This window comes from Collimonas sp. OK607 (assembly GCF_900111995.1).
Taxonomy (GTDB): Bacteria; Pseudomonadota; Gammaproteobacteria; order Burkholderiales; family Burkholderiaceae_D; genus Collimonas.
Map to the genome: position 1 here is coordinate 25553 of NZ_FOKF01000035.1, position 22944 is coordinate 48496.

22 protein-coding genes and 2 pseudogenes are annotated in these 22944 nt (G+C 55.6%); 7 read left to right on the forward strand and 17 right to left on the reverse strand.

Features of this window, described 5'->3' with window-relative positions:
• Positions 1-116: 116 nt before the first annotated feature.
• The 7 genes from aspA to BM029_RS19940 form a co-directional block, all read right to left on the reverse strand.
• Positions 117-1538: an aspartate ammonia-lyase gene (gene aspA / locus BM029_RS19910; protein ID WP_092439010.1), complete on the reverse strand. Its 1422-nt coding sequence runs from the start codon at positions 1536-1538 to the stop codon at positions 117-119.
• A 120-nt stretch (positions 1539-1658) separates the two neighbouring features.
• On the reverse strand, positions 1659-2657 hold the full coding sequence (locus tag BM029_RS19915; RefSeq protein WP_244545137.1) for a type II asparaginase: 999 nt from the start codon (positions 2655-2657) through the stop codon (positions 1659-1661).
• Positions 2658-2710: 53 nt separating this feature from the next.
• Positions 2711-3445 (reverse strand): amino acid ABC transporter ATP-binding protein, encoded by a 735-nt coding sequence (locus BM029_RS19920; protein WP_092439014.1) that lies wholly within the window; start codon positions 3443-3445, stop codon positions 2711-2713.
• Positions 3446-3500: 55 nt separating this feature from the next.
• A complete protein-coding gene (locus BM029_RS19925) occupies positions 3501-4460 on the reverse strand; it encodes an agmatinase (protein ID WP_092439016.1) in 960 nt (319 codons plus the stop codon).
• Between the two features lie 78 nt (positions 4461-4538).
• Entirely contained in the window at positions 4539-5201 is a 663-nt protein-coding gene (locus BM029_RS19930) for an amino acid ABC transporter permease (RefSeq protein ID WP_092439018.1), read from the reverse strand.
• Positions 5191-5871 carry an amino acid ABC transporter permease gene (locus tag BM029_RS19935; RefSeq protein WP_092439051.1) on the reverse strand — a complete coding sequence of 227 codons (681 nt, stop codon included), beginning with the start codon at positions 5869-5871 and terminating at the stop codon, positions 5191-5193. The genes BM029_RS19930 and BM029_RS19935 overlap by 11 nt, the downstream gene beginning before the upstream one ends.
• A 14-nt stretch (positions 5872-5885) precedes the next feature.
• On the reverse strand, positions 5886-6740 hold the full coding sequence (locus BM029_RS19940; protein WP_092439020.1) for a transporter substrate-binding domain-containing protein: 855 nt from the start codon (positions 6738-6740) through the stop codon (positions 5886-5888).
• A gap of 118 nt (positions 6741-6858) precedes the next feature.
• Between BM029_RS19940 and BM029_RS19945 the strand changes: the two genes are divergently transcribed.
• Together BM029_RS19945 and BM029_RS25730 are read left to right on the forward strand one after the other, a co-directional pair.
• Positions 6859-7755 carry a LysR family transcriptional regulator gene (locus BM029_RS19945; RefSeq protein WP_092439022.1) on the forward strand — a complete coding sequence of 299 codons (897 nt, stop codon included), beginning with the start codon at positions 6859-6861 and terminating at the stop codon, positions 7753-7755.
• On the forward strand, positions 7733-7987 hold the full coding sequence (locus tag BM029_RS25730) for a hypothetical protein (RefSeq protein ID WP_139217303.1): 255 nt from the start codon (positions 7733-7735) through the stop codon (positions 7985-7987). The genes BM029_RS19945 and BM029_RS25730 overlap by 23 nt, the downstream gene beginning before the upstream one ends.
• 485 nt (positions 7988-8472) lie before the next feature.
• On the opposite strand, the gene BM029_RS19950 is transcribed toward BM029_RS25730, so the two are convergent.
• From BM029_RS19950 to BM029_RS19985, 8 genes and pseudogenes are all read right to left on the reverse strand, one after another.
• Positions 8473-9840, reverse strand: a complete 1368-nt coding sequence (locus BM029_RS19950) for an MFS transporter (RefSeq protein ID WP_092439024.1) — start codon at positions 9838-9840, stop codon at positions 8473-8475.
• Positions 9841-9854: 14 nt separating this feature from the next.
• A pseudogene (locus BM029_RS26655) lies at positions 9855-10022 on the reverse strand (MFS transporter); the annotation flags it as partial.
• 101 nt (positions 10023-10123) lie between these two features.
• The gene (gene ligK, locus BM029_RS19960) at positions 10124-10807 is read right to left on the reverse strand and encodes a 4-carboxy-4-hydroxy-2-oxoadipate aldolase/oxaloacetate decarboxylase (protein ID WP_092439053.1); all 684 of its coding nucleotides are present in this window, start codon (positions 10805-10807) and stop codon (positions 10124-10126) included.
• A 14-nt stretch (positions 10808-10821) separates the two neighbouring features.
• Positions 10822-11850, reverse strand: coding sequence for an amidohydrolase family protein (locus BM029_RS19965; protein WP_092439028.1), 1029 nt, complete (start codon positions 11848-11850; stop codon positions 10822-10824).
• A gap of 53 nt (positions 11851-11903) precedes the next feature.
• Positions 11904-12941, reverse strand: coding sequence for a porin (locus BM029_RS19970; protein ID WP_092439030.1), 1038 nt, complete (start codon positions 12939-12941; stop codon positions 11904-11906).
• Positions 12942-13075: 134 nt separating this feature from the next.
• Complete coding sequence (dctA, locus tag BM029_RS19975) at positions 13076-14416, reverse strand: C4-dicarboxylate transporter DctA (protein WP_092439032.1); 1341 nt, start codon at positions 14414-14416, stop codon at positions 13076-13078.
• Positions 14417-14576: 160 nt separating this feature from the next.
• A complete protein-coding gene (locus BM029_RS19980; RefSeq protein WP_092439034.1) occupies positions 14577-15485 on the reverse strand; it encodes a substrate-binding domain-containing protein in 909 nt (302 codons plus the stop codon).
• On the reverse strand, positions 15482-16348 hold the full coding sequence (locus BM029_RS19985) for an amidohydrolase family protein (protein ID WP_092439036.1): 867 nt from the start codon (positions 16346-16348) through the stop codon (positions 15482-15484). The genes BM029_RS19980 and BM029_RS19985 overlap by 4 nt, the downstream gene beginning before the upstream one ends.
• A 149-nt stretch (positions 16349-16497) precedes the next feature.
• On the opposite strand from BM029_RS19985, the gene BM029_RS19990 reads away from it, so the two are divergent.
• Positions 16498-17709 (forward strand): LysR family transcriptional regulator, encoded by a 1212-nt coding sequence (locus BM029_RS19990; RefSeq protein ID WP_092439038.1) that lies wholly within the window; start codon positions 16498-16500, stop codon positions 17707-17709.
• A 41-nt stretch (positions 17710-17750) separates the two neighbouring features.
• Here BM029_RS19990 and BM029_RS19995 read toward each other — a convergent pair.
• Both BM029_RS19995 and BM029_RS20000 read right to left on the reverse strand, forming a co-directional pair.
• Positions 17751-18176, reverse strand: a pseudogene (locus BM029_RS19995) (LysR family transcriptional regulator); the annotation flags it as partial.
• Positions 18177-18474: 298 nt separating this feature from the next.
• Entirely contained in the window at positions 18475-19368 is an 894-nt protein-coding gene (locus BM029_RS20000; protein WP_092439040.1) for a LysR family transcriptional regulator, read from the reverse strand.
• A 226-nt stretch (positions 19369-19594) separates the two neighbouring features.
• Here BM029_RS20000 and BM029_RS20005 point away from each other — a divergent pair, with 226 nt between their 5' ends.
• The 4 genes from BM029_RS20005 (at position 19595) to BM029_RS25965 (ending at position 22884) form a co-directional block, all read left to right on the forward strand.
• A complete protein-coding gene (locus BM029_RS20005) occupies positions 19595-20686 on the forward strand; it encodes an alpha/beta hydrolase (RefSeq protein ID WP_092439042.1) in 1092 nt (363 codons plus the stop codon).
• 102 nt (positions 20687-20788) lie between these two features.
• On the forward strand, positions 20789-21919 hold the full coding sequence (locus tag BM029_RS20010) for an MFS transporter (RefSeq protein ID WP_092439055.1): 1131 nt from the start codon (positions 20789-20791) through the stop codon (positions 21917-21919).
• A gap of 241 nt (positions 21920-22160) precedes the next feature.
• Complete coding sequence (locus BM029_RS20015; RefSeq protein ID WP_170851152.1) at positions 22161-22505, forward strand: cyclophilin-like fold protein; 345 nt, start codon at positions 22161-22163, stop codon at positions 22503-22505.
• 232 nt (positions 22506-22737) lie between these two features.
• Positions 22738-22884, forward strand: coding sequence for a hypothetical protein (locus BM029_RS25965; RefSeq protein WP_170851153.1), 147 nt, complete (start codon positions 22738-22740; stop codon positions 22882-22884).
• The last annotated feature ends 60 nt before the right edge of the window (positions 22885-22944 follow it).

The following is a 22944-nucleotide window of genomic DNA, read 5'->3' on the forward strand; positions in this document are numbered from 1 at the left end:
TGAAATATGTCCTTGCGAGGATACAGCAGTTTTGTGTCTTTATGGCAATTTTACAATATGGATAATGCTTACGATCTGGCGGCGCAGGGTGTGCAAAGCACGTATGACCGCAATACTTACTCTCTGGTTGGCACAGGTATTCGGGGGCTCGTTAACATAGTCGGCTGTAATATTTCGTCCAGCTGCAATTTGGTCAGCAAGCCTTTATCCAGTACCAGTTGATACACACTTTTACCGGTAAGCAAGGCCTCTTGCGCGACTTCCGTGGCGTTGCCATAGCCGATGTATGGGTTCAATGCAGTGACAATGCCGATCGAGTTTTCAACGATGGCGCGCAAACGATCGCGGTTCGCAGTGATGCCGTTGACGCAATGTTCTGCCAGAGTCAGGCAACCATTACGCAAATGGGTAATGCTTTTGAACAGGCTATGCGCGATGATCGGCTCGAACGCGTTGAGTTGCAACTGCCCGGCCTCGGCGGCAAAACTGACTGTAATGTCGTTACCGATCACTTCGAATGCAATCTGGTTCACAACTTCCGGAATCACCGGATTCACCTTACCCGGCATGATGCTGGAGCCAGCCTGCATCGACGGCAGATTGATTTCCCCCAGGCCGGCACGCGGTCCGCTTGAAAGCAGGCGCAGGTCGTTGCAAGTCTTGGATAGTTTGACCGCGACGCGTTTCAATACACCGGAAAGCTGAACGAAGGAACCGACGTCCTGGGTTGCTTCCACCAGATTTGGCGCTGTAAGCAACGGGATGCCGGTGATTTCCGAAAGATGTCCGCACACCAGGCGTGCATAGTCCGGATGGGCATTGATGCCCGTACCGATCGCAGTTGCACCAAGATTGATTTCGCGAATCAAGCCAGCTGCTTCCCGCAGCCGTTCCTGATCCTCTGCCAGCATCACCGCATAGGTGCTGAATTCCTGACCCAAGGTCATCGGGACTGCATCCTGTAACTGGGTGCGCCCCATTTTCAGGTCGTCCTTGAATTCCTCTGCCTTTGCCTGAAAGGCCTGACGCAGCACTTCCATCGCGTCTACCAACTGGAATATGCCCATATAGGTCGCAACTTTTAATGCCGTAGGATAGACATCGTTGGTACTTTGACTCAGGTTGACATGCTCGTTCGGGTGCAGATACTGGTACTCCCCGCGCTGATGGCCGAGGTATTCCAAAGCGATATTAGCGATTACCTCATTGGCGTTCATGTTGGTAGAGGTACCCGCGCCGCCTTGAATCACGTCAACCACAAAGTGCTCGTGCAATTTCCCGCTGCGAATATCGGTACAAGCTTTTACGATTGCAAGAGCAGTGCTCTCATCGAGTAACGCGAGCTCTTGATTGGTGATCGCAGCAGCTTGCTTGACGCAAGCCAAGGCATTGATCAGATCCGGGTAAATCGAAATAGGCGTTCCGGTGATGGCAAAATTATGCAATGCCCGCAGCGTGTGGATACCGTAGTAGGCTTGCTCAGGGACCGCGCGCTCGCCGAGCAGATCATGCTCGATTCTATGTGTACCAGATAGCATGGATAATCTTTCTATTAACGTGAAAGCAACGCTGACAATGGCCCGGCTTGATTGTAGAAAATGTGCATCGGCAGCGGCCACCTGTCAGTTGCTTGTACTCTTCATTCGTAACTTGGTAACTTAGTAACGATCGAAATAACTTTGAACGCGGCGAAAATCGCCCGTCCTGCCCAATGCCAGCATCAGCAGCATGCGCGCCTTCTGCGGGTTGAGTGAATCTGCAGCGACCAGCCCGAGCAATTCGTCATCAGAAGACGAAGTGACGGTGCCCTGCCCCACCCGGCTTGATCGTACGAACATGACACCGTTCCGCCTGGCTAGCTCTGCACCCGAACGGGCTGCCGGCGACAGGCTCCCATTGCCGGTCGCTGCCAGCACGATACCCTTCGCGCCGGCGTCGATCGCCGCCTGATAGAGATGAATTCCCGCCCCCTGATGGTCGTAGAGAATGTCAACCTGAGGCAACTCGCCGATATCAGCCAGGGAGAATTCCGTGGCTAGCGTATGCAGTCGCGTTGGCGCGTTGAGGAAGTGCACTACACCACCGGCGATTTCCCCCAGGTTACCTTGTTCGCATGAACGGAAGGCATCGGTCATGGTGGTGTTGGTTTTTGTGACGTAACGCGCCGCACCGATCCGGTCGTTAAGCATGACCAGTACACCTTTTCCACTTGCCTCAGGACAGATTGCGAGCCGAAACGCGTTGTACAGGTTAAGCGGGCCATCTGCGCTCAACGCCGTAGCCGGTCGCATTGCGCCAACCAACACAACGGGCTTGGCAGTCTTGAGCGTCAGATTGAGAAAATATGCTGTCTCCTCGAGCGTGTCGGTTCCATGCGTAATCACCAAACCGTCGGCCTCGGAATCCAGCAACACAACCTCGGCGCGCCTTGCAATGGTCATCAGCATGGTATTGTCGATCTCGTGGCTATCGACATTGCAAATCTGTTCGCAACGGATGTCGCCCAGCTCCTGCACCTGAGGCACTGCGGCCAGAACCGTATCGATCGTGGCTGTCACCTTGTAATCGTGCAGTTGCGTCGGGTTGTCCGCCGATGAAGCAATCGTGCCGCCCACACCCATCAGTACGATCCTGGGCAGCCTCCGATGGGGTGACAATGTCTTGTCGTTGTCTGATACGTTGGCAGATAAATCAGACCTCCGGTCACGAATCAATGCTGCAAAATCCTCGACAGGAACTCCCCTACCCGAGGTGAACGGACAGCGGGGTTGCCGAAGAACTCATCCTTTCTGCAGTCCTCGACAATTTTCCCATGGTCCATGAAAATTATCCGATTACTGACTTTCCTGGCGAAGCCCATCTCGTGCGTCACGCACATCATGGTCATGCCCTCGTTGGCAAGTTGTACCATGACGTCAAGCACTTCACCGACCATTTCCGGGTCGAGCGCCGAAGTCGGTTCGTCGAACAACATCACGATCGGGTCCATGCTCAGTGCGCGTGCGATCGCCACACGCTGCTGCTGCCCGCCCGAAAGCTGTCCGGGGAATTTGTCCTTGTGCGCCATAAGGCCAACCCGGTCCAGCATCTTCAAGCCGCGGGTTCTGGCATCGTCCTTGCTGCGCTTGAGTACGTTCACCTGTGCCAGCGTGAGATTCTCGGTGACCGACAGATGCGGAAACAACTCAAAGTGCTGAAACACCATGCCCACACTCGAGCGCAGCCTGGGCAGATTGGTCTTGCTGGCGGCGACGCTGACGCCGTCGACGTGGATGTCGCCCTTCTGGAAAGGCTCTAGCGCGTTCACAGTCTTGATCAGCGTGCTCTTTCCTGACCCGGACGGGCCACAAACCACCACCACCTCGCCCTTCTTGATAGTGCTTGTGCAGTCGGTTAATACCTGAAAATTGCCGTACCACTTAGAGACATTTTTAATATCGATCATTACGCGTCCGGATCAAAATATGAAGAGAGTGAACTGGCCTGAGACGGCGTCGACATCATTTGTCGAAGTAGCCGGCCTTAATCGTCGAACCGATCAGATTGACGATCAGCCGCCCCGCGGTCACGCAGGTCAATTTGCTGGCATTGTCCTTGGATGGCTGGATTTCCACGATATCCATCCCGACCACGCGCCCTTTTTTCACCAAACCGTGGATCAGCTTGCGTGCCTGCACGAAATTCATGCCGCCCGGCGCCGGACCGTCGACTGCCGGCATGATCGTCGGATCCATGCCATCGGCGTCGATCGACAAATAGTAGTTGCCGCCATCGGGAATCCGCGCCAGCACCGCATCCATGCCAACGTCGTGCAATTCGTATGCAGTGATGATATCGGCGCCGTAGCGGCGGGCCACCTCGAGATCTTCGGGCCGTGCACTGCCCTGCGCCCGCAAGCCGATCTGCACGATGCGGACCACGTGTTTCATTTCCGACGCGCGGCGGATCGGGCTGGACAAACCTTCCTTGACGCCATTGACATCGTCGCGCCAGTCAAGATGGGCGTCGACATGTACCAATGTGATCGGCCCGGTTTCGCTGAACGCGCGTAACACTGGAGTGGTAACGCCGTGATCGCCGCCGAGCACGATCGGCAGGCCGCCGCCTTTCAGAATCTGGCGCACTGCCAGTTCGACGCGCCGATAATGATCGCCCGGCTTTGCCAGGTCCGGGATGACGTCGCCGCAATCGACAAATCGAATGTCTGTGCGCCCTTGAAGCAGTGGGCCGTCGATATCGAAATCGTAATGATCAGGCGCACGCACGATGCGGTCGGTGACGTCGCGAATCGCTTGCGGTGCATTGGTCTGGTCGTTAGTGAAAGACCTGGCGCCATAGGCCGAACCGAACGGCATGCCGAGCACCGCGATATCTGCCTGCAGGTTTTCCAGGTCGGTCACCAGCTCGGAATAGAGTAGCGTTGCATGCCCGGTACGTGGGGCGACAGTCAATTTTTCCATCAAATTCTCCAGTTGTTCAAGTTGCGATTATCAAATTGCGACAATCAAGTTGCGATAATCAAGTTGCAAAAAAAGCGATCAGCGGTGGTTCCAGCGGCGCACGCGCCTCTCCATGGCGTGCCCGAAGGCATCCAATACCACGCTGACTCCCCAATAGATAAGTGCGGTCATGCCGAGTACCTCAAGATAGGCGAAGGTGTCGGCGGTCATCAGATTGCTCTGGTAGGTCAGTTCCGGCAGGCTCATGACTGAGAACACTGCCGTATCCTTGAACATCATGATCGTCAGGCTGACGGTCGGCGGAATCAGGAAACCGAAAATCTGCGGCACGACCACATGGCGCTGGATGTGCCAGCCAGACATCCCCAGCGACAGCGCCGCACGCACCTGCCCCTTCGATACGCTACGAAATGCGGCGCGCAGAATTTCACAGAAGTAGCCCCCCGTATAAAATACTGTGGCGCCGATCGCTATCGAAAATGCCGACGACTGCAGGCCCAGTTTGGGCAAGCCGAAGAACGACAGGTACACCAGGATCAGGAACGGGATGTTGCGCACCAGTTCAACATAGCCAAGCGCCACCGCACGCAATAGCTTGTGCCTTGAATCGGCCATGTAAGCGGCCGTCGTACCAGCTGCGATGCCCAGCGGAATACCGATGGCGCTAACGGTTGCGGTAATCTTTAAACCTTGCAGCAATGCTGGCGTCGCGTGTTCGACGACGTTGAAATCAATGAACATTGGGAAGCAGCCTGGAAAAGTGACGTTCGATGCGTCGTGAAACAGACGAGACGCACCACAGCATGACAAAATAGACCAGCGCGGTAGCGGCAAACACTTGTAGCGGCAGATCGCTCTGCAACGAGGCATTACGCGCCACCGTCGCCAACTCGGTGACCGCAATGATTGACAGCAACGACGAAGCCTTGAGCAATACCGTGTATTCGTTAGTGAGCGGCGGTATGGCCCGGTGGAATAGCTGCGGCAGCAGGACATGACGCCAGACTTGCCAGGGCCGCATGCCCAGCGCACGGGCAGATGCGGCTTGACCACGCGGGATAGTTGATAGTGCGCCGCGCATGATCTCGCTCACATAGGCAGTAGTGTTCAGCGCCAGCGCCAGGATGCCGGCGCCAATCGGAGAGATGTTTATGCCTAGCAAACCCGGTATGACGTAATAGGCAATCAACAACTGGATCAGCAATGGCGTACCGCGCATCGCGCTGACATAGACGATCACCACGGTGCGCGCGACGGTTCCGCCGACCACCCGTACGATCATCAACAGCACCCCCAGTACGATCCCGATCACGAACGCGCAGCTGCTGGTGTAAAGGGTCACACCGGCGCCCTGCACCACGCCATCGAAGAACGGCTTGAGAGCGCCGTGCCAATTGATCCACTCGATCATCATGATTACCCCGCTCAGAGTGCGCCTTTAGGGAGGTAACCCGAAACCGGCAGATTCAGCGCTTCGCCGAACCATTTCTTCTGCAGCTCGGCCAACTTGCCATTGGCGCGCATTTCCTCCAGCGTCTGGTTGATGAAGGCACGGATCGCAGGATCCTGCGGGTTGGCGACCCACGCTAGCATTTTCGGTTCGCCGACTTCGCCGATAGACTTGAATGCGCCCGGCTGGTGCCGCATCTGCACCGCTAGCACGTTCGATGGGATCACACCGATGTCCAGCGTCCCATTGCTCAACGCCACGCTGACGTCGGGATAGGCCTGGAATAACTTGAGCTCGGCAAAGCCCTTGCCCGACCTCGTCTTCAGCTGACGCTCGAATTCCTGAATCATCGGTTGCGCCAGCGAGCCCATCTGCGTGCCAACTGTCTTGCCAACGGCATCGTCGGGCTTGGTAATCGTCTTGTTGGTTGAGTTGACAACGAACAGCGAACGCACAATGCCGACCGGGCTGCTGAACGCGAAGCGCTTGGCGCGCTCTTCCGTGATGCCTACACTGGTCGCGACAAAGTCGAATTTGTGCGACATCAGCCCCGGCAGCAGGCCCTGGAACGGCAGGTTCAACTGCACCAGCTTTACGCCCAGCTTGCGTGCCATGTACTCAAGGATATCGTGGCCGTAGCCGACGACGACGCCGTTCTCCACGAATTCGTAGGGCTCGTATGCCGCCTCGGTGCCAACTGTCAGTTGGCCGCGGGCTTTAATATCCGCCAGGGTGCCGCCTTCAGCCAGCGCCAGCGTGGGTATGCTTACGGCAAAAGCTGTGACTACGGCGGCCTTGATGATGCTGCGTCGATTCAGTTTGATATTCATATCGTCTCCAGGGTTATCTGTTTTTTTCGAATCTGTGAATTAATTCTAGTAGACGGCAAAGTAGATGAAAAATGATTCTTTTAGTGGTATGGTCTCAAAAAACGATACCTTTTAAGTTATGAGCCAACTAGACTTCGATGAACGTGACCTGCGCTCGCTGCGCATCTTCTGTACAGTTGCCGAAGCGGGTGGATTTGCTGCTGCGGAGCAACGACTTAACATGTCGAAAGCGTCGATCAGCCGTCATATCCGGATGGTGGAGGAGCGATTGGGGGTCAGGCTTTGCGAGCGTGGACCGGCGGGCTTTAAACTGAGCGCAGCCGGCATCGTCGCGCTGGATCTGGCATCAGTTGCTCTTAAGTCGCTGGGGCGGATACGGCCGGAGATCGATTCGGTGCGAGGGGTACTGTCCGGCACGTTGTCGATCGGCATGTCCGAGCAACTGCTGACACACCCGGACTGCCGTATTCCGGAAGCGCTGGCAGAGCTCAAACGGCGTGCGCCTGACGTCCAGCCGGAAGTCGTCGCGATGACTTTCGCAAACCTCAGCCAGGCTCTGCGCGAGCGCCGGCTTGAGGTCGCAATCAGGGGCATGTACAAGAGGGACCCGCTGTTCAACTACCGTGCCCTGTTCGTCGAAATTCATCGCGTCTATACCTTGGCAGACGCTGCGCAAAAGAAGGGCTTACATACGAAGAGCCTGCTGCCGGTGGTCTACCGCCCCCATCCCTTCGTCGAACAAACCCTGGCCGTACACGGTTATGAACGCGGCCCGGATGCAGGTGGCCTGGAAGCGATCGGGCTTTTGGTCGCCACCGGCAACTACGCCGGCCTGCTGCCGGAGCATTACGCAAACATGGTTGGACATCGCTATGTACTGGAAGCGCTTGCCGATGGTCCCGTGTTTCACAACACGATCTGCGCCATCACCGAAGCATCGCGCCCGCTGACCCGTCGCCTGGAGTTGTTCCTCGATATCCTGGACGAACTGCATGACTGCCATCCTGGTCAATGAGCAAGGTCTTGAAGCATTTTTGAATCACATTTGCAGGAGCAACACCCGCAGATCTGAACAACCAAAAGAAAAAGCGCTTAATAAGCAAATGGTTAATTTTATTATTAAGCGCTTTTTTCTTGCTATCCCAGATAACTATCTGAGCAGCGGACTCTTTGGCGGTGGGTGCAGTCTTGTGCGAACCTATCTCTGCACCTTATTCCCTGTAACAGGGAAAAATACAGCGAATTGACTGAATTTGTTCTGTTTTTAGCTGAGGGCGCCGTGGACAAACCCGCGCTAGCGCTTACGTTCCGGGCTATTTGAAGCAATTGGCAGAATGACAGAACAGGGAACGTCTAGGGAATGAGCAGGGATTTTGTAATTCGCGTTCGCAGTTCGAATCCTGTTTTAGGGATTCCAACTGCGGATTACCCTGTTTTTTCACCGGTTAAATTTGGACGGTGAGGACGGTGCTGCATTTATCCCTATCAGCCGGCAAAACTTACCATCGTTACGTTGATACCGAACTTCTGACGAATGCGTAAAAGAAGAAATCGGACCTCTCAAACTGGCGAAACGCTCGCTGCAGCCTTCCCAGGACATCGGATGGCGAGATAATGAATCGCTTGATGCCCATTACCTCGTTGTTATCAATGGCAATTTGATCGATTGTTGGCAATAAATTGGGCAAACAATCTAAACGTGAAGCCCACGGTAATTGCGTAGCCGACAACGCTATATGGGTACGGCCGGTGACAAACCGACTCGCCTCAGACTAACGCAGCAAGCCGCGCCCGATAAAATCGCCGCGCTCACGAGAATGACAACGTACGGTGACGATGTCGCAGTAAGAGCGAATGCCACTATCGACGCTCCCGCTGTCTGCCCCATAAGGCGCCCCGTTCCTAGCATGCCGCTTGCTGCTCCGCTGCGCAATGACGGTGCAACGCTGATCATTGTGCGGTTATTGGGGGACTGGAACATCCCAAAACCAAAACCGCAGACCGCCAGCCGCATGGCAACAAGACCGTCAGCACTATCCGCTGTCACGGTCAACAACGAGAGTAGTCCAAGCGTTAAAATTGCCAAGCCTATGCCCCCCAATAAACCGGCAGAAATACGATCGGACATTTTCCCCGCCACCAGTGCGGTCAACGCGACTGCCGCCGGCCATGCAGTCAGCAATAGCCCCGCATGCGCGGCACTTTGTCCCAAATGCTCCTGCAAGTAAAAAGGTAGCATCACATAAGCGGCTGTCTGCGCCGCGAACGAACATATGGAAGTACCTATCGATAGCGAAAACAGCGGGATTTTAAGTAAATCGATGGGGAGCATAGGCGCGTTGGCTGACTGAAAGCGCAGCAACAAGACGACGACGAAAACCGTGATAGCTGCACTGCCGAGAATTGGTAAAATTCCCTGGAGATGTCCGATTGCGTCGACGGTATATAGCAACGAACCTACTGAAACCATACACAATATCGCACTTAGCGTGTCGTAGCGGCGGTCCGCCAACGGGTTGGTCGGCAATGCCCGATAGCCGATGGCTAACACCACAATGCCAACCGGAACATTGATCAGAAAAAGCCAGTGCCACGAGGCGACACTAAGTATCAATCCGGCTACGGTAGGGCCGAGCGCTGTCGCGGAACCGGCAACCAGCGCGTTGTAGCCAACTGCACGGCCAAGCATGTTCGCCGGATAGATAAACCGGATCAACGCAATATTGACACTCAACATTCCCGCCGCTCCGAAGCCCTGGAGAACGCGCGCAATGCTCAGTTGCGCGATGGTGTTGCTCGAGCCGCAAGCCAACGAGGCAAGGGTGAACATAATCAAGCCAATCAGGTAGATGCGGCGATAACCGACAATTTCGCCCAGCGACGCTAGAGGTAACAGGCAAATGGCCATTGCGATCTGGTATGAATTGATGATCCAGATGGACTCTGCCGCCGACGCATGCATATCGCGCGCGATCGAAGGCAGGGCAAGATTGGCAATCGTGCCATCCATGACCGCCATCGCCAAGCCGCAGATGACCGTGGCAATGGCAAGTCTTCGCTGATCGAATGGAAGACCATCATTTTTCTTTGCGTCTGACATTTACCCGTGCTCGATTATTTTAGTTGTCGTCCTTTAGTCTCTCGGGCGAAAAATATGACCACGGCAGCGAAAACAAAAGCGGCAATTGTGGCACTCATTCTCAACTCTGCCCCACCGTGCGTTGCCAGCAATCCGCCCATACGTCCGCCATTATAGGCAAGTCCGATCAGGAAGGCACGGGACACCACGAAAAACCAACGCGGCATCACGTGGCATCTGCAACAAAGCATTCGCATCATGGCGACGTGAAACTGTACCCCATCTCGGATTCGATTGACTCTTTTCAATCGAGGTATATCAAACCGGCGGCAGCCAGCGGTTCACGCATCTTGTACATATCCAGACCGAGCTCGCCGCTTGCCAGTCTGGCGCGCTTGTCTCGCTCATTGTTTTCACGGGCTTCAGCCGCATCGGCCACTTGCTGCGCCACTGCTGCAGGCACCACCACCACGCCGTCGGCATCGGCGATAACAACGTCGCCCGGGTTGACCGCTACACCTGCGCAGACGACCGGAATATTCACCGAACCCAGCGTCGCCTTCACCGTCCCCTTGGCGCTGACGGCACGCGAAAACACTGGGAAGTCCATCTCGGCCAGATCCCTCACATCGCGCACCCCACCATCGATGATCAGCCCCAGCGCGCCACGCGCACGGAACGATGTCGCCAGCAGATCGCCGAAAAATCCGTCTTCGTTATCGGTCGTGCAGCCCGCCACTACTACGTCGCCGAGATGGATTTGCTCAGCCGCGACATGCAGCATCCAGTTGTCGCCGGGCTGCAGCAGCACGGTCACGGCGGTGCCGCACATGGTGGCGCCGGTGTAGATCGGACGCATATAGGTTTTCATCAGCCCCACGCGGCCCATCGCCTCATGGATGGTGGCGACGCCGAAGCGCGACAGCTTGTCAACCGCTGCCTTATCGGCGCGGACGATGCTGCGTTTGACGATGCCGAGATTGTTCATTGGAACGGTCATGATTAAAGTCCTTTCGTTTTGAGCGCTGTATCAAGCAGCGGGAACACGCGCCGGGCATTGCCTTCGTAGACCTTATAGCGCGTATCGGCATCAAGGTAAGGAGTATTCTCGATGTAGCGCCTGGTGTCATCGTAGTAATGGCCGGTCTCGGGATCGATGCCGCGCACGGCGCCGATCATTTCGCTGCCGAAAAGGATGTTGTCGACCGGGATCACCTTGCTCAGCAGATCAATGCCGGGTTGATGGTAGACACAGGTGTCGAAGAAGATATTGTTCAGCAGATGGTCCTTCAGCAGCGGCTTCTTCAATTCCTGAGCCAGTCCGCGGAAGCGTCCCCAGTGATACGGCACCGCGCCGCCGCCGTGCGGAATCAGAAAACGCAACGTCGGGAAATCTTTGAACAGATCCGAGGTCAGGCATTGCATGAAAGCGGTAGTGTCCGCATTCAGGTAATGCGCGCCTGTCGTATGGAAACAGGCGTTGCAGCTGGTGCTGACATGGATCATCGCCGGGATGTCGTATTCAACCATTTTTTCGTAGACCGGATACCAGTGGCGATCCGACAGCGGCGGCGATGTCCAGTGACCACCGGACGGATCCGGATTGAGATTGATACCGACAAATCCGTATTCCTTTACACACTTCTCCAGTTCCGCAATACTGGTGCGCGGATCGACGCCGGGCGATTGCGGCAACATGGCGGCGCCGGCGTAGTGATCAGGAAACAGTTCTTTGATACGAAAGCAGAGCTCATTGCAAATGGCTGACCAGGCCGCAGATACGTTGAAGTCGCCGATATGATGTGCCATGAAGCTGGCGCGAGGCGAGAAAATTACCATATCGATCCCGCGTTGCTTCATCAGTGCGACCTGATTAGTTTCGATGGTCTCACGTAGTTCGTCGTCGCTGATTTTCAGTTCCGCGACAGATGGCATAGCTGTAGGATCCGCTATACCGGCGATCTGTCGTTTTCGCCACTCTTCCAGGGATTTGGGGGCCGTGGTGTAGTGGCCGTGACAATCGATGATCATGAAAACTCTCCTGTTTATAAACTTGCTGACCGCTTCTGCGAAACGATCGGATACTAGAATCGATGGTTGATACCGACGGTAAATGCAGTCTGATTGGATACACCTGCCATATTGAGTGTTGAAACGACCGTTTTCCGGTATTTCGTATAGTCGACTTCGGTGTAAAGTTTTGTGCGCCTGGACAGGTAGTAATCCAGGCCGACGATGGCCATGTCCTTGCGTACGGCCTTGTCTGTCGACACGCTGGTCCGATAGAAGCCACCAGTCAACTTGACTCTGTCGCTGATGGAGTAGCTGCCTCCGCCGAAGGTGTTGCGTGTTACCGTATCAGGCGCCGCCGATTGCATATCCAGCGTGTCGGACATGAAACCACCGGAGATTTTCAGGTCTCCGAACTTATAGGAAGCGCCCGTCAGATAGTATTTTTCATTGCGATAGGTGGAGCCGACCAGAACGCTGCGGCGGTTATAGGACGCACCGATAATCAGATCGCCTACGTAATATTGCAATCCGACGCCGTGAGCCGAAGCGTTGTTGAAACTGCCCGCCGTCTCTCCAAAAGAGTTTTCAAGCTCCAGTTTGACGGGGCCGATCATGCCAACGTATTTGACGTCGTTACTAAAGCGCGTACCACTGGAAGCCTGAGTCAGCGGAATCAGCGGCGTGTAGTTGAAACCGAACGGATCGTATTCAAGAATGAAGTCATGCGAAATCGTGTATTGACGTCCCAGATCGATGGAGCCGTAGGCGCCCTTCAGACCCACAAAGGATTGCCGGCTGAACAGCGCGCCCGTGGTGTTGTCCAGAGCACCTGTGGCGAGGTTAAAGCCGTTCTCGAGCAGGAAATGCGCTTCCATCCCTCCACCTAGATTCTCGGTACCGGCAATGTCCAGCTTGTTGGAGCTATTCCAGCCATTCGAACCCATAAAGACCTTGCTGCCACCGGCTGCGTTGGCATTGGTCTGGTAACGGACGCCGCCGTCAACGGTGCCGAAGATCGTGACGTTGGATTGAGCCAGCGCAGTGTTCATCAATGTCGTCAATGGAGCAAAAAAAGCGAAAGCGGCGGCGGTGTAGGCAATTTTTTTCATGATATCTCCCTCCCGAATGGATATGACATTCGGTGTAATGTGTGTTGATGCATAGGTTGTGTGCAGCGATTTTCAGCCACGCCCGGCCTCGATGCATGCTTGATCGGGCCGAAAACAATTCCGGCGCGGGATGCTTACGTGCCCATAGTCGTAGTCTTGCGAATGGCAATGTCGGGCTCGATATAACCCGCATCCAGTTCGGCCTGCATCCTGGTGCGGTCCAGCGCGTTCTCCCACCCTGCCACTACCACCGTCGCCACCGCATTGCCTGTAATGTTGACGACGACAAATGCAGAAGAAAGCAAACGGTGCACGCCAAGAATCAGGGCGATCGACGACACTGGAATGGCGTTGGTCGCAGCCAGCGTGGCGGCCAGCACGGCAATGGCCGATCCGGCGACACCCGCCCCGCCCTTCGATGTGACCAACAACACCAACAGCAGCCCGACTTGTTGTTCCCAACCGAGCGCGGTATTGGTCGCTTGCGCCAGAAACACCGCGACGGCGGCGAAGTACAGACAGGTGCCGTCATGGTTGAAGGAATAGCCGCCCGGCAACACCAAACCGACCACCGACTTTTCACAACCCAGTTGTTCCAGTTTTTTCAGTAATTGCGGAAAAACGCTTTCGGACGAGCTGGTGCCGAACACCAGCAGCAATTCGGTGCGAATGTAACGCATCAGCTTAAACAGATTGAAACCACTGACATATGTGACCGGCAACAGGATCAAAACGAAGAACAGTCCACAGGTTAGATAAAACTCCCCCACCAGTTTTCCCAGCGAGACCAATGATCCGACGCCAAATTTGCTGACGGTGAAGGCGATGGCGCCGAACGCGGCGATCGGAGAAATTTTCATCGCCAGCCCGATGATCCAGAACATTCCCGCCGAAAAACTATCGATGACGTTCATCATCGGCTTGGCGCGTTCACCGGCTGCAGCCATGCCGAAACCGAACAGGACCGAAAAGAACAATATCTGCAACACATCGCCATTGGCAAAACCGGAAACCATGGTTTTCGGAATCAGGTTGAGCAGGAAAGCGCTGGTCGAGACAAACTGATGCGCCTGCGTGATATACGTGCTGGCCGCGCCGGTATCAAGTGCATTGACATCAATATTCATGCCGACGCCAGGCTGCAGGACGTTAATCGTGACCAGGCCGATCACCAGCGCCAGCGACGTGATCACCTCGAAATAGATCAGCGCCTTGATCGCGACCCGTCCGACCTTTTTCATATCGCCGGCATTAGCGATGCCGCTGCAGACCGAACAGAAAATGATCGGGCCGACCACCATCTGAATGAGGCGGATGAACGCGTCGCCGAGTGGTTGCATCGTTTTGCCGATATCCGGATAGTAATGTCCGACTGCGACGCCAATGACTATGCCGAAAAACACCTGAAAAGAGATGTCTTCGTAAAATCGCCGCTTTCGTTTAAGTCGCTGGACGGGTATGTCTTTCATGTCCACGTTTTGTTCTCCTGTAAAGAAAAATTGGTTATATCCGTGTCGCTCTCGGGTGGCAACTTCGGGTTGACGCCAACGATTTGGCGGTGCCACTACTCGGCCATGATTCGGCCTACACGCAATATGCGTGATCTACGTAATGTGCGTCATTTTCACTCACTGCTCAGTGGGCATCGTCGCCAAGAAATTCAATGCAATCGGCAAAGATGGTGTCCAGTTCGAGTTTACGCGGCAGCAGCTTTTGTTTCTCGCAAAATGCCAGGATCATTTCCATCGGACGGCGCAACGCGTCAATGCCGTCGGGTAATCGCTTCTGCAATTCGGCAGGTGAATCGACAGCAGCTTTACCCTGCATGAATAATTTATACACCGACTTGACACTGTCCGGATTTGCCTCGGCAACAGCGCGATGCATGACGGCGACATGATTGATGGGAATGAAACCATGCTTTGCATACCAGATCCGGTCAGCTTCGACAGGATCCGGAATCAGCGATGCGATGCCGTCGTCGCCGGGTAGATCGTTACCAAAAATGGCTGCATCGATTTCACCAGACTTCAACATCGTCAGCATGTCCTTGCCGACCGGTGCGCGCCTAACGAAGGAGGGATCCTTATATTCGAGGAGATGGCCGCCTTCAAAGGTGATCCAATCTATCTTTTCGGTGGGAATGTCATAGGTTTCTTCCAAGATGGCACGCACCCACATCCCGGTGGTTTGTGTATAGGCGCGCACGCCGACCCGGGCGCCGATCAGATCGTTCACCGACATGGGCCCGCGCTGCGCGTTGTACACGATGCAGCCTTGTTGCAAGCGCGCCGCGAGAACGGTCGGCAACATGATCAGGGGCTTGCCATAGGCTTTTGCCTGCAGGTAAGTCGCGATTGCCAGTTCGCTGACATCGTAAGTCTGGCTGCGCGCCATCGGCGCAAATGCGCGATGGATGGGTTCAATATCGAGGCAGTCCAGGCGAACATCGAGGGCGCTGATGTCGCCACTGATCAGCTTGCTGGTATGAGGATATTTTTTTAACGCCGTGCTCAGATGCAATACGCCGTTGTCGATCTTCATGATGCTGCCCCCATTTTGTTGAGTGCAGGATAAATCGAACGCGCGGTGTCGCCGAAGATCCATGCCTGGTCTTCGGCGGATAACATCGACAGACCTGCTTTGGCCTCGGCCAGCAGCGACTCGAGTGATCCCGCGGCCGATGGAAAATTGGACCCCCATGCAATGCGTTTGGCGCCGAACGCTTCTACTACACGCGGAAAGAATGCCTGCGGAGTCGAAACACCGCGCGCAGCTTCGCTGATGGTCCGGTTGGTCAATTTCAGGTAGACGCCGGGGTGGGCGGCAAGATCAAACAACGATGCGGCCGATGCATACGGCGGGCCGCCGGCCAGATCCGGGCGTGCCAGATGATCCAGCAACACGCGGGCCGCAGGGAAAAGTCCCAGCATACGCGTCAGCGCTGGAATACCTGCCGCAGTCATCTGGAGACAGATGGAGATGTTGTTCGCCTGTGCGTACTCCCAGACCGGATACGAGCGCTCGTCATCCAGCCAGGAAGCCTGGCCAGGCATGGTGGTTCCGGTCAAAAACAAACGCAGGCCGCGCATGCCTTCGGCGATCCAGTACTTGAATTTGTCGACGGCGTCCTCTACCAGCACATCGATGGAAAATACGCCACAGAAACGATCAGGGTGAGCCTTTACCGCGTCGACCACATAACGGTTGTCGTTGCCGTATGCGGTAGAGGCTTGCACGACCATTGCGTGCGCGATTCCCGCAACATCCATGGCGGCGAGCAAGGTTTCATAGTCGGCTGGACGATGGGCGGACCAGTCAGACTGGCGACCTCCGACCGGTGCCAATGGATAGCGCACATGATCCGGCGATATAGCGTGAGTATGCGTATCGACGATGTCGTACATTGTTAAGCTCCAATCTTTTTTTCATAGAGAAAGTATGTAAAGTATATTGAGTCCATCCGTATTTAACTAATTTTAAGTATGCAACTTGGCATAAATTTATATTAAGCTGTATATCAAAAACATGGTCTTCCATAGAAAGCGAGAATTAGATGTCCTATGAGAGCGTTCGTTTGCGGCGCCTGATTTTCTTCGATGCGGTCTGCCGCGAAGGTGGCATCGGCCAGGCTGCCGAAGCTATCGGGTTGACGCAGCCAGCAGTCAGTCTTGCCATCAAAAAACTAGAGGAAAGTTTCGGTGCGGTGTTATTCGAGCGCGGCTACGGCGGTAGTGATCTGACGCTGGAAGGCACGCTGTTGCATCGCCGCGTGCGAAGAATGCTGGATCAGATCGAGTCTGCGGTAAGCGAATTGTTGGGCCACTCGAAATCGCGGGTCCACGATGCCGGTGCAGTCTGCCGGCATCTGACCGACGCGCAGATACGATGTCACATTGCCATTGCGCAGCTGGGCTCGGCAGCCGATGCAGCAAGAAAACTCGGCATTTCGCAGCCGGCGGTGCATCGCGCCGCGCGTGAGCTCGAAGAAACGGTAGGCGTCACGCTCTACCGGCGCCGCGTGCATAGCGTTTCTGCCAATCCCATGGGTACCGAATTCGCCCGCAGGCTCAGCCTTGCGTTGAATGAAATCAATCAGGCTGAGGTGGACCTGGCTTCGGCGCGTGGCCAGGCCAGCGGTCAGGTATCGGTGGGAGTGTTGCCATTGCTCCCACAGCGCTTGCTGGCGCGCACGATTGGCCGGCTACAGGAAAAATTTCCGAATGTTGCACTGACGATCCGCGAGGGAGCGCATTCGCGCCTGATGAACGACTTAAGGTTCGGCGATCTCGACATCATCGTCGGTGCACTGCGCGAACCGCGACTTGAAGGTAACGTGGTGGAATTCGAATTATTTACCGATCCCTATGTCGTCGTGGTACGGCGAGGACATGATCTAGCCGGGCGCAAGAACATTACCCGCAAGGACCTGACGGCCTACGGCTGGGTCGTTCCACAAAAGGACATGCCGCGGCGCGCCGTGGTCGAGATGATGATGGAGACGCTGCCGCAACGGCCGCGCTTGGTAGTCGAGACCAGTTCGCTGGCAATGATGATGGCGATGCTAGAGGAAAACGATTGCATTTCGTTGCTGTCGCGCTCCCACATTTTGTATGGCAACTACAGGAACGATGTGGTGGCGCTCAATATCGCGCCGCCCAAGGCCGAGCGAACCGTCGGATTCACGACACGCGCCGATTGGCTGGCGACGCAGGTGCAGCAAGCGTTCATCGAATATCTGCGCGAGCAATGCCGCATGGACCACTAATAATTAATATTCTCGCTGGCTGATCCGGCGACGGCACAAGTGGCGAGATCAAGTTGCCGTGCATTGAGCATGGTCGCCAGGTTGCCTGACAGGCTTTCGACAAGATGCAAACGGATGTCGGGGTAGCGGGCACGTAAGCCGCTCATGAAGGTCAGCGCCAGAACCGATGCCGTCGATGGTGCAAAGCCGACACTGACATGCCCGGACATGCGTGCGTGCTGCGCAGCACGCGCAGCCTCGTCGACATGTCGTAGCGCTAGTTGCGCTTGGTGCCAAAATGCCAAACCGGCGTCGGTGGGAACAACGCCGGTCGTCGTGCGTTGCAACAGCCTGGTAGAGAGTTCGCCCTCGAGTCGACTGATTTGCTGACTGAGCGCAGAAGTGACCACACCCAAATCCACCGCAGCTCGCCCCATACTTCCCAGCTCAACGACCCGTATGAAATAGCGGAGTTGTCTTAATTCCATGGCGTGTTCACTGGTGTGATCAAAGGCGGATATTAGCATGAGGATTTCCTTGAAGCTGCCTTTTGCCAATGCCGGGAACTTGGTCTGTCAAAAAGTAACGCCAATGTATTTGCTGTATAAATCCGCGAACGGAAGTGATGTCAGGTGAAGCCGCAACTCAGAATCACGTATAAGAAAGGGCAATACCCTCGACATTAATAATCGCGTCATAAAAAGCGAATGACCGCAATCGCTGGCGGATTTAGCCGGTCGACCCGCGAGTAGCGACAGGCAGCTTGGGGTCGTTTGCTGCCTGTCGCTACGCCTTGTGGCGAATAGCTTCGACAACAATCCGCAGCGCCCTCGATTCGTGGCGGCGGGTGGGATAGTACGCATGGAGGCCAGGAAACTTTCCACACCAGTCGCTCATGACGCTGATTAATCGGCCGTCACGTACATGCTCGCCCACCAGATCCTCCGTTACGAATGCTAAGCCATTGCCGCTCAAGGCGGCCTGCACCATGGGCAAGGCGCTGGTGAACACGGTCTGACCGCTTACCCGGGCTTCAACGTTACGCCCATCATGCTGCAGTTCCCAAGCGTAGATGCCGCCACTACTTGCGAGCCGCAGAGTGATGCAATTGTGTTTCATGAGATCTTGCAGGTTGACTGGTTGCGAATGCCATGAGAAGTAGCCAGGCGAGCCAACGATCATGGTAGGAATGTCGGGCGTGAGCCGGACTGCAATCATGTCCTCCTCCACCTGATCTCCGTAGCGTACTCCAATGTCATAACGGTCTGCCGCGATATCTATCAGTTTGTAATCCGATTGAATCTCGATATGCAGGTCGGGATAGTGGGGCAGCACCGGCGCCAGTCTTGGCCACAGCAGGGTATCAATAATATGGTCGATGGCAGTTATACGCACAGTGCCCGCCGGCTTGCCATTCAAATCGCTGACAGCAGCGATTTCGGCATGGACCTCATCAAGCCGCGGCGCGACATTTTTCAGCAGGCGCTCGCCTGCTTCTGTCGGTGAGACACTCCGGGTCGTACGATTTAGCAGCCGCACGCCCAGCCTGGCCTCCAGATCCCGAACGATGTGACTGAGGGTGGATTGGGACATGCCAAGCTTGATTGCGGCACGGGTGAAACTGCGTTGGCGAGCGACCTCAAAAAATATAAGAATATCAATAATGTTGTCTCTGGCCATTTGGATGTTTCCTAAAACCGGCTGTTGATGGTGTCGCGACGTGGCGCCCGACTACCCATGATATCAAGGGAAATGTGCAGTTTTCGATATAAATATACAGAACATTCATGGCTGTCACACATATACCTGTTCCAGTTTTCGATGCGCCGACGCATTAACCGCAACGTACGATGTCGCTGAACGTATGAAGCCCGACCCATACCTAACGAAAATTGGAGAAACAGACATGACCATAGAAGATGTAGCGCGCCGCGATTTCTTAAAGACTGCTGGCACCGGCATAGCCGTGCTGGGTAGCATTTCCGTCGCCGGTAGTTCAGCGTTCGCTGCCGATAACAAGCCAGTGCCGGATATGTCCAACAACGCCGACAATTTCTACAGGAGCGAGAAAGTTGTCACGCAAAAGGTCACGTTTGACAACCAATACAAAATGAAGATCGTTGGGAATCTATTCACGCCCAAGGACCTCAACCGCAATTCCAGGCATCCCGCGATCATCATCGGCCATCCGATGGGCGCGGTGAAGGAGCAAAGTTCGAACCTGTATGCGCAGAAACTGGCAGAGCAGGGCTTCATCACATTGGCCATCGATCAGTCGTTCTGGGGCGAAAGCGAAGGCCAGTCGCGCAATGCCGTGGCGCCGGACATCTACGCCGAGGCGTTCAGCGCGGCGGTGGACTACCTAGGCACCCAGTCGTTCGTGGACAGGGAACGGATCGGCGTTCTCGGCATTTGTGGCAGCGGCAGTTTCGTCATCAGTGCGGCCAAGATCGATCCGCGCATGAAGGCGATTGCGACTGTCAGCATGTACGACATGGGCGCAGCCAACCGCAATGCGCTGAACCACTCGCAGACGCTTGAACAACGCCAGCAGATCATTGCCGAGGCGGCGCAACAGCGCTACGTGGAATTTACTGGTGGCGCAATCAAATACACCGGCGGAACGGTGCACAAGCTGGACGGAAATACGCATCCAATCCAGCGCGAGTTCTACGACTTCTATCGCACGTCGCGCGGCGAGTTCACACCGGCAGGTTCATCGCGCGAACTGACGACGCACCCGACGCTGACCAGCAACGTCAAGTTCATGAACTTTTATCCGTTCAACGACATCGAGACGATTTCGCCACGTCCATTGCTGTTCATCACGGGCGACCAGGCGCACTCCAAGGAGTTCAGCGAAGAGGCCCACCGGCTTTCGGCCCAGCCCAAGGAACTAGTGATCGTTCCAGGTGCCGGGCACGTCGATCTGTATGATCGGGTGAAACTCATCCCCTGGGATAAGCTGCACTCGTTCTTCCACAACAATCTGGCATAGGCGCATCCCATGACAGCACCAATAGGTAGCGCCGCCCAGAATGGCGTCCACGGGCACATTGATGCCGGGGCGCAACAAGCCATGTGGGGCGGTGTCTTCGCGATGACGCTGTGCGTTTTCGCGCTGATCGCCTCGGAGTTCATGCCGGTCAGTCTGTTGACGCCGATGGCCAAGGATCTCCTGGTCAGCGAAGGCCTGGCAGGACAGGGAATTACCATATCCGGCGCGTTTGCGGTACTGACCAGCCTGTCGATTTCGGCAATGGCTGGCAGAATGAACCGCAAGACCCTTTTGTTGGGGCTGACCGCACTTATGGCCATCTCCGGGGCGGTTGTCGCGATGGCGCCGAACTATCTTCTGTACCTCGTCGGCCGCGCGCTGATTGGAGTGGTGGTTGGCGGGTTTTGGTCTTTATCGGCGGCCACCGCGATACGCTTGGTGCCATCCGATCGGGTGCCACGTGCCCTGGCCATCTTCAATGGCGGCAATGCGCTGGCAACCGTGGTCGCTGCTCCCCTGGGCAGTTACTTAGGTTCAGTCATCGGATGGCGTGGTGCGTTCTTCGGCTTGGTGCCGGTGGCGTTGATTGCCTTTATCTGGCAGTGGATCAGTCTGCCTTCGATGCCAACTCAGGCTAGGTCGGCGGGCTCCGGTAATGTCTTTAGACTGCTTCAGGATCGGAAAGTCGCTTTGGGTATGCTGGCTGTAAGCACGTTCTTCATGGGACAGTTCGCATTGTTCACCTATTTGCGCCCGTTCCTTGAAACGGTGACGCACGTGAACGTATCCACACTTTCGCTCATTCTGCTGGCGATTGGCGTTGGAGGATTTATCGGAACCACTGTCATCAGCAGGTTCCTGAAGTTGAACTTCTACCGGACGCTGGTCGCCATTCCAATCCTGATGGCACTGATCGCAGTGGCGCTCACCATCTTTGGCAGCAAGGTCGCCGCCGTCGCAGCACTGCTGGGCATCTGGGGAGTCGTCGCGACCGCTGCGCCGGTCGGCTGGTGGTCCTGGCTGGCAAGAACGCTGCCCCGAGATGCAGAGGCTGGAGGTGGGCTGATGGTTGCCGTTGTGCAGCTCGCCATCGCATTGGGCTCCACTATCGGTGGCCTGCTGTTCGACAAGACCGGATACCAGAGCACGTTCGTCGCGAGCGCGGCCGTGCTGTTGTTCGCAGCCGTCTTGACCTTCCTGACCTCGCGCTCGCAAGCGATTCGGGCCACCTGAGCATGTGTAAACGAAGGATTAACCTGTGACCACGAGCAACCCCAAGGTCCGCAACGTCGTTCAGCATCCATTCACCAGAAAGATTGAATCCCGCATATCTCAGTGTCTGCATAAACTGGGTCTGTTGCTAGGCTTACTCTTCCTTGGCGGTTGCGAAGCCCGGCAGCAGTCGGCTTCTGGGCCATTCGCTTCTGCTGTCGCAGTTGCGGGTGCAACATCTGTCAAACCGGAGGAATCACGCATGTGGATGATCGTCGGAGAACGTCGCTTCACCGTCACCGTGACCGACAACGCTACTGGGTATGCATTTGCTGAGATGCTGCCGCTGACGCTGGATATGGCCGAACTCAACGGAAACGAGAAACATGTAGATCTACCGAAGGCGCTGCCGGCTAACGCGACCAGGCCGGGAATGATCCGCAATGGCGACCTCATGCTGTACGGTTCGAAGACCTTGGTTGTCTTCTATAAGACATTTACTTCGCCCTATTCCTACTCAAACGTCGGCCGCGTGGCCGACCCTGCTGGATTGGCGCAGGCGCTGGGCCAGCACGGTGCTCGGATCGAGTTTCTTAAATGCAAATGAACGCCCGCAAGGCTTGCTCAATGACCGTTTGGGTCGGATCCGGTCTTCCAAAGCTTAGAAACCGGCCATCCAAAAAAGTAACACCAAAGTATTTCTTGTTTAAATCAGCAAACGGCAGCTATGTGAAGTATAGCCGCCGCGCAGAGTTACGCCTGTGAGAGGCAAATACCGCCGACATCAATAACTGCGTCATGGAAGGCCAACGACCGCAACCGCTGCATTGCAGACGCTCATGGACTTCGACTGGAACACTGGGGAATTGGCTAACGTGGTCAGCGCTGATAGGCCTGGCCGGATCAACACGGCGGTCAATTCGCAGCAACGCCTGCGACTGGTGACCTACTGTAAGCGTCTGCTTAGCGCCGTCTGTACTACCTGATCCGATGCCTGCATGATTGAATTGGGTGCACAAATTGAATGTGCCCACAATTTCAATTAT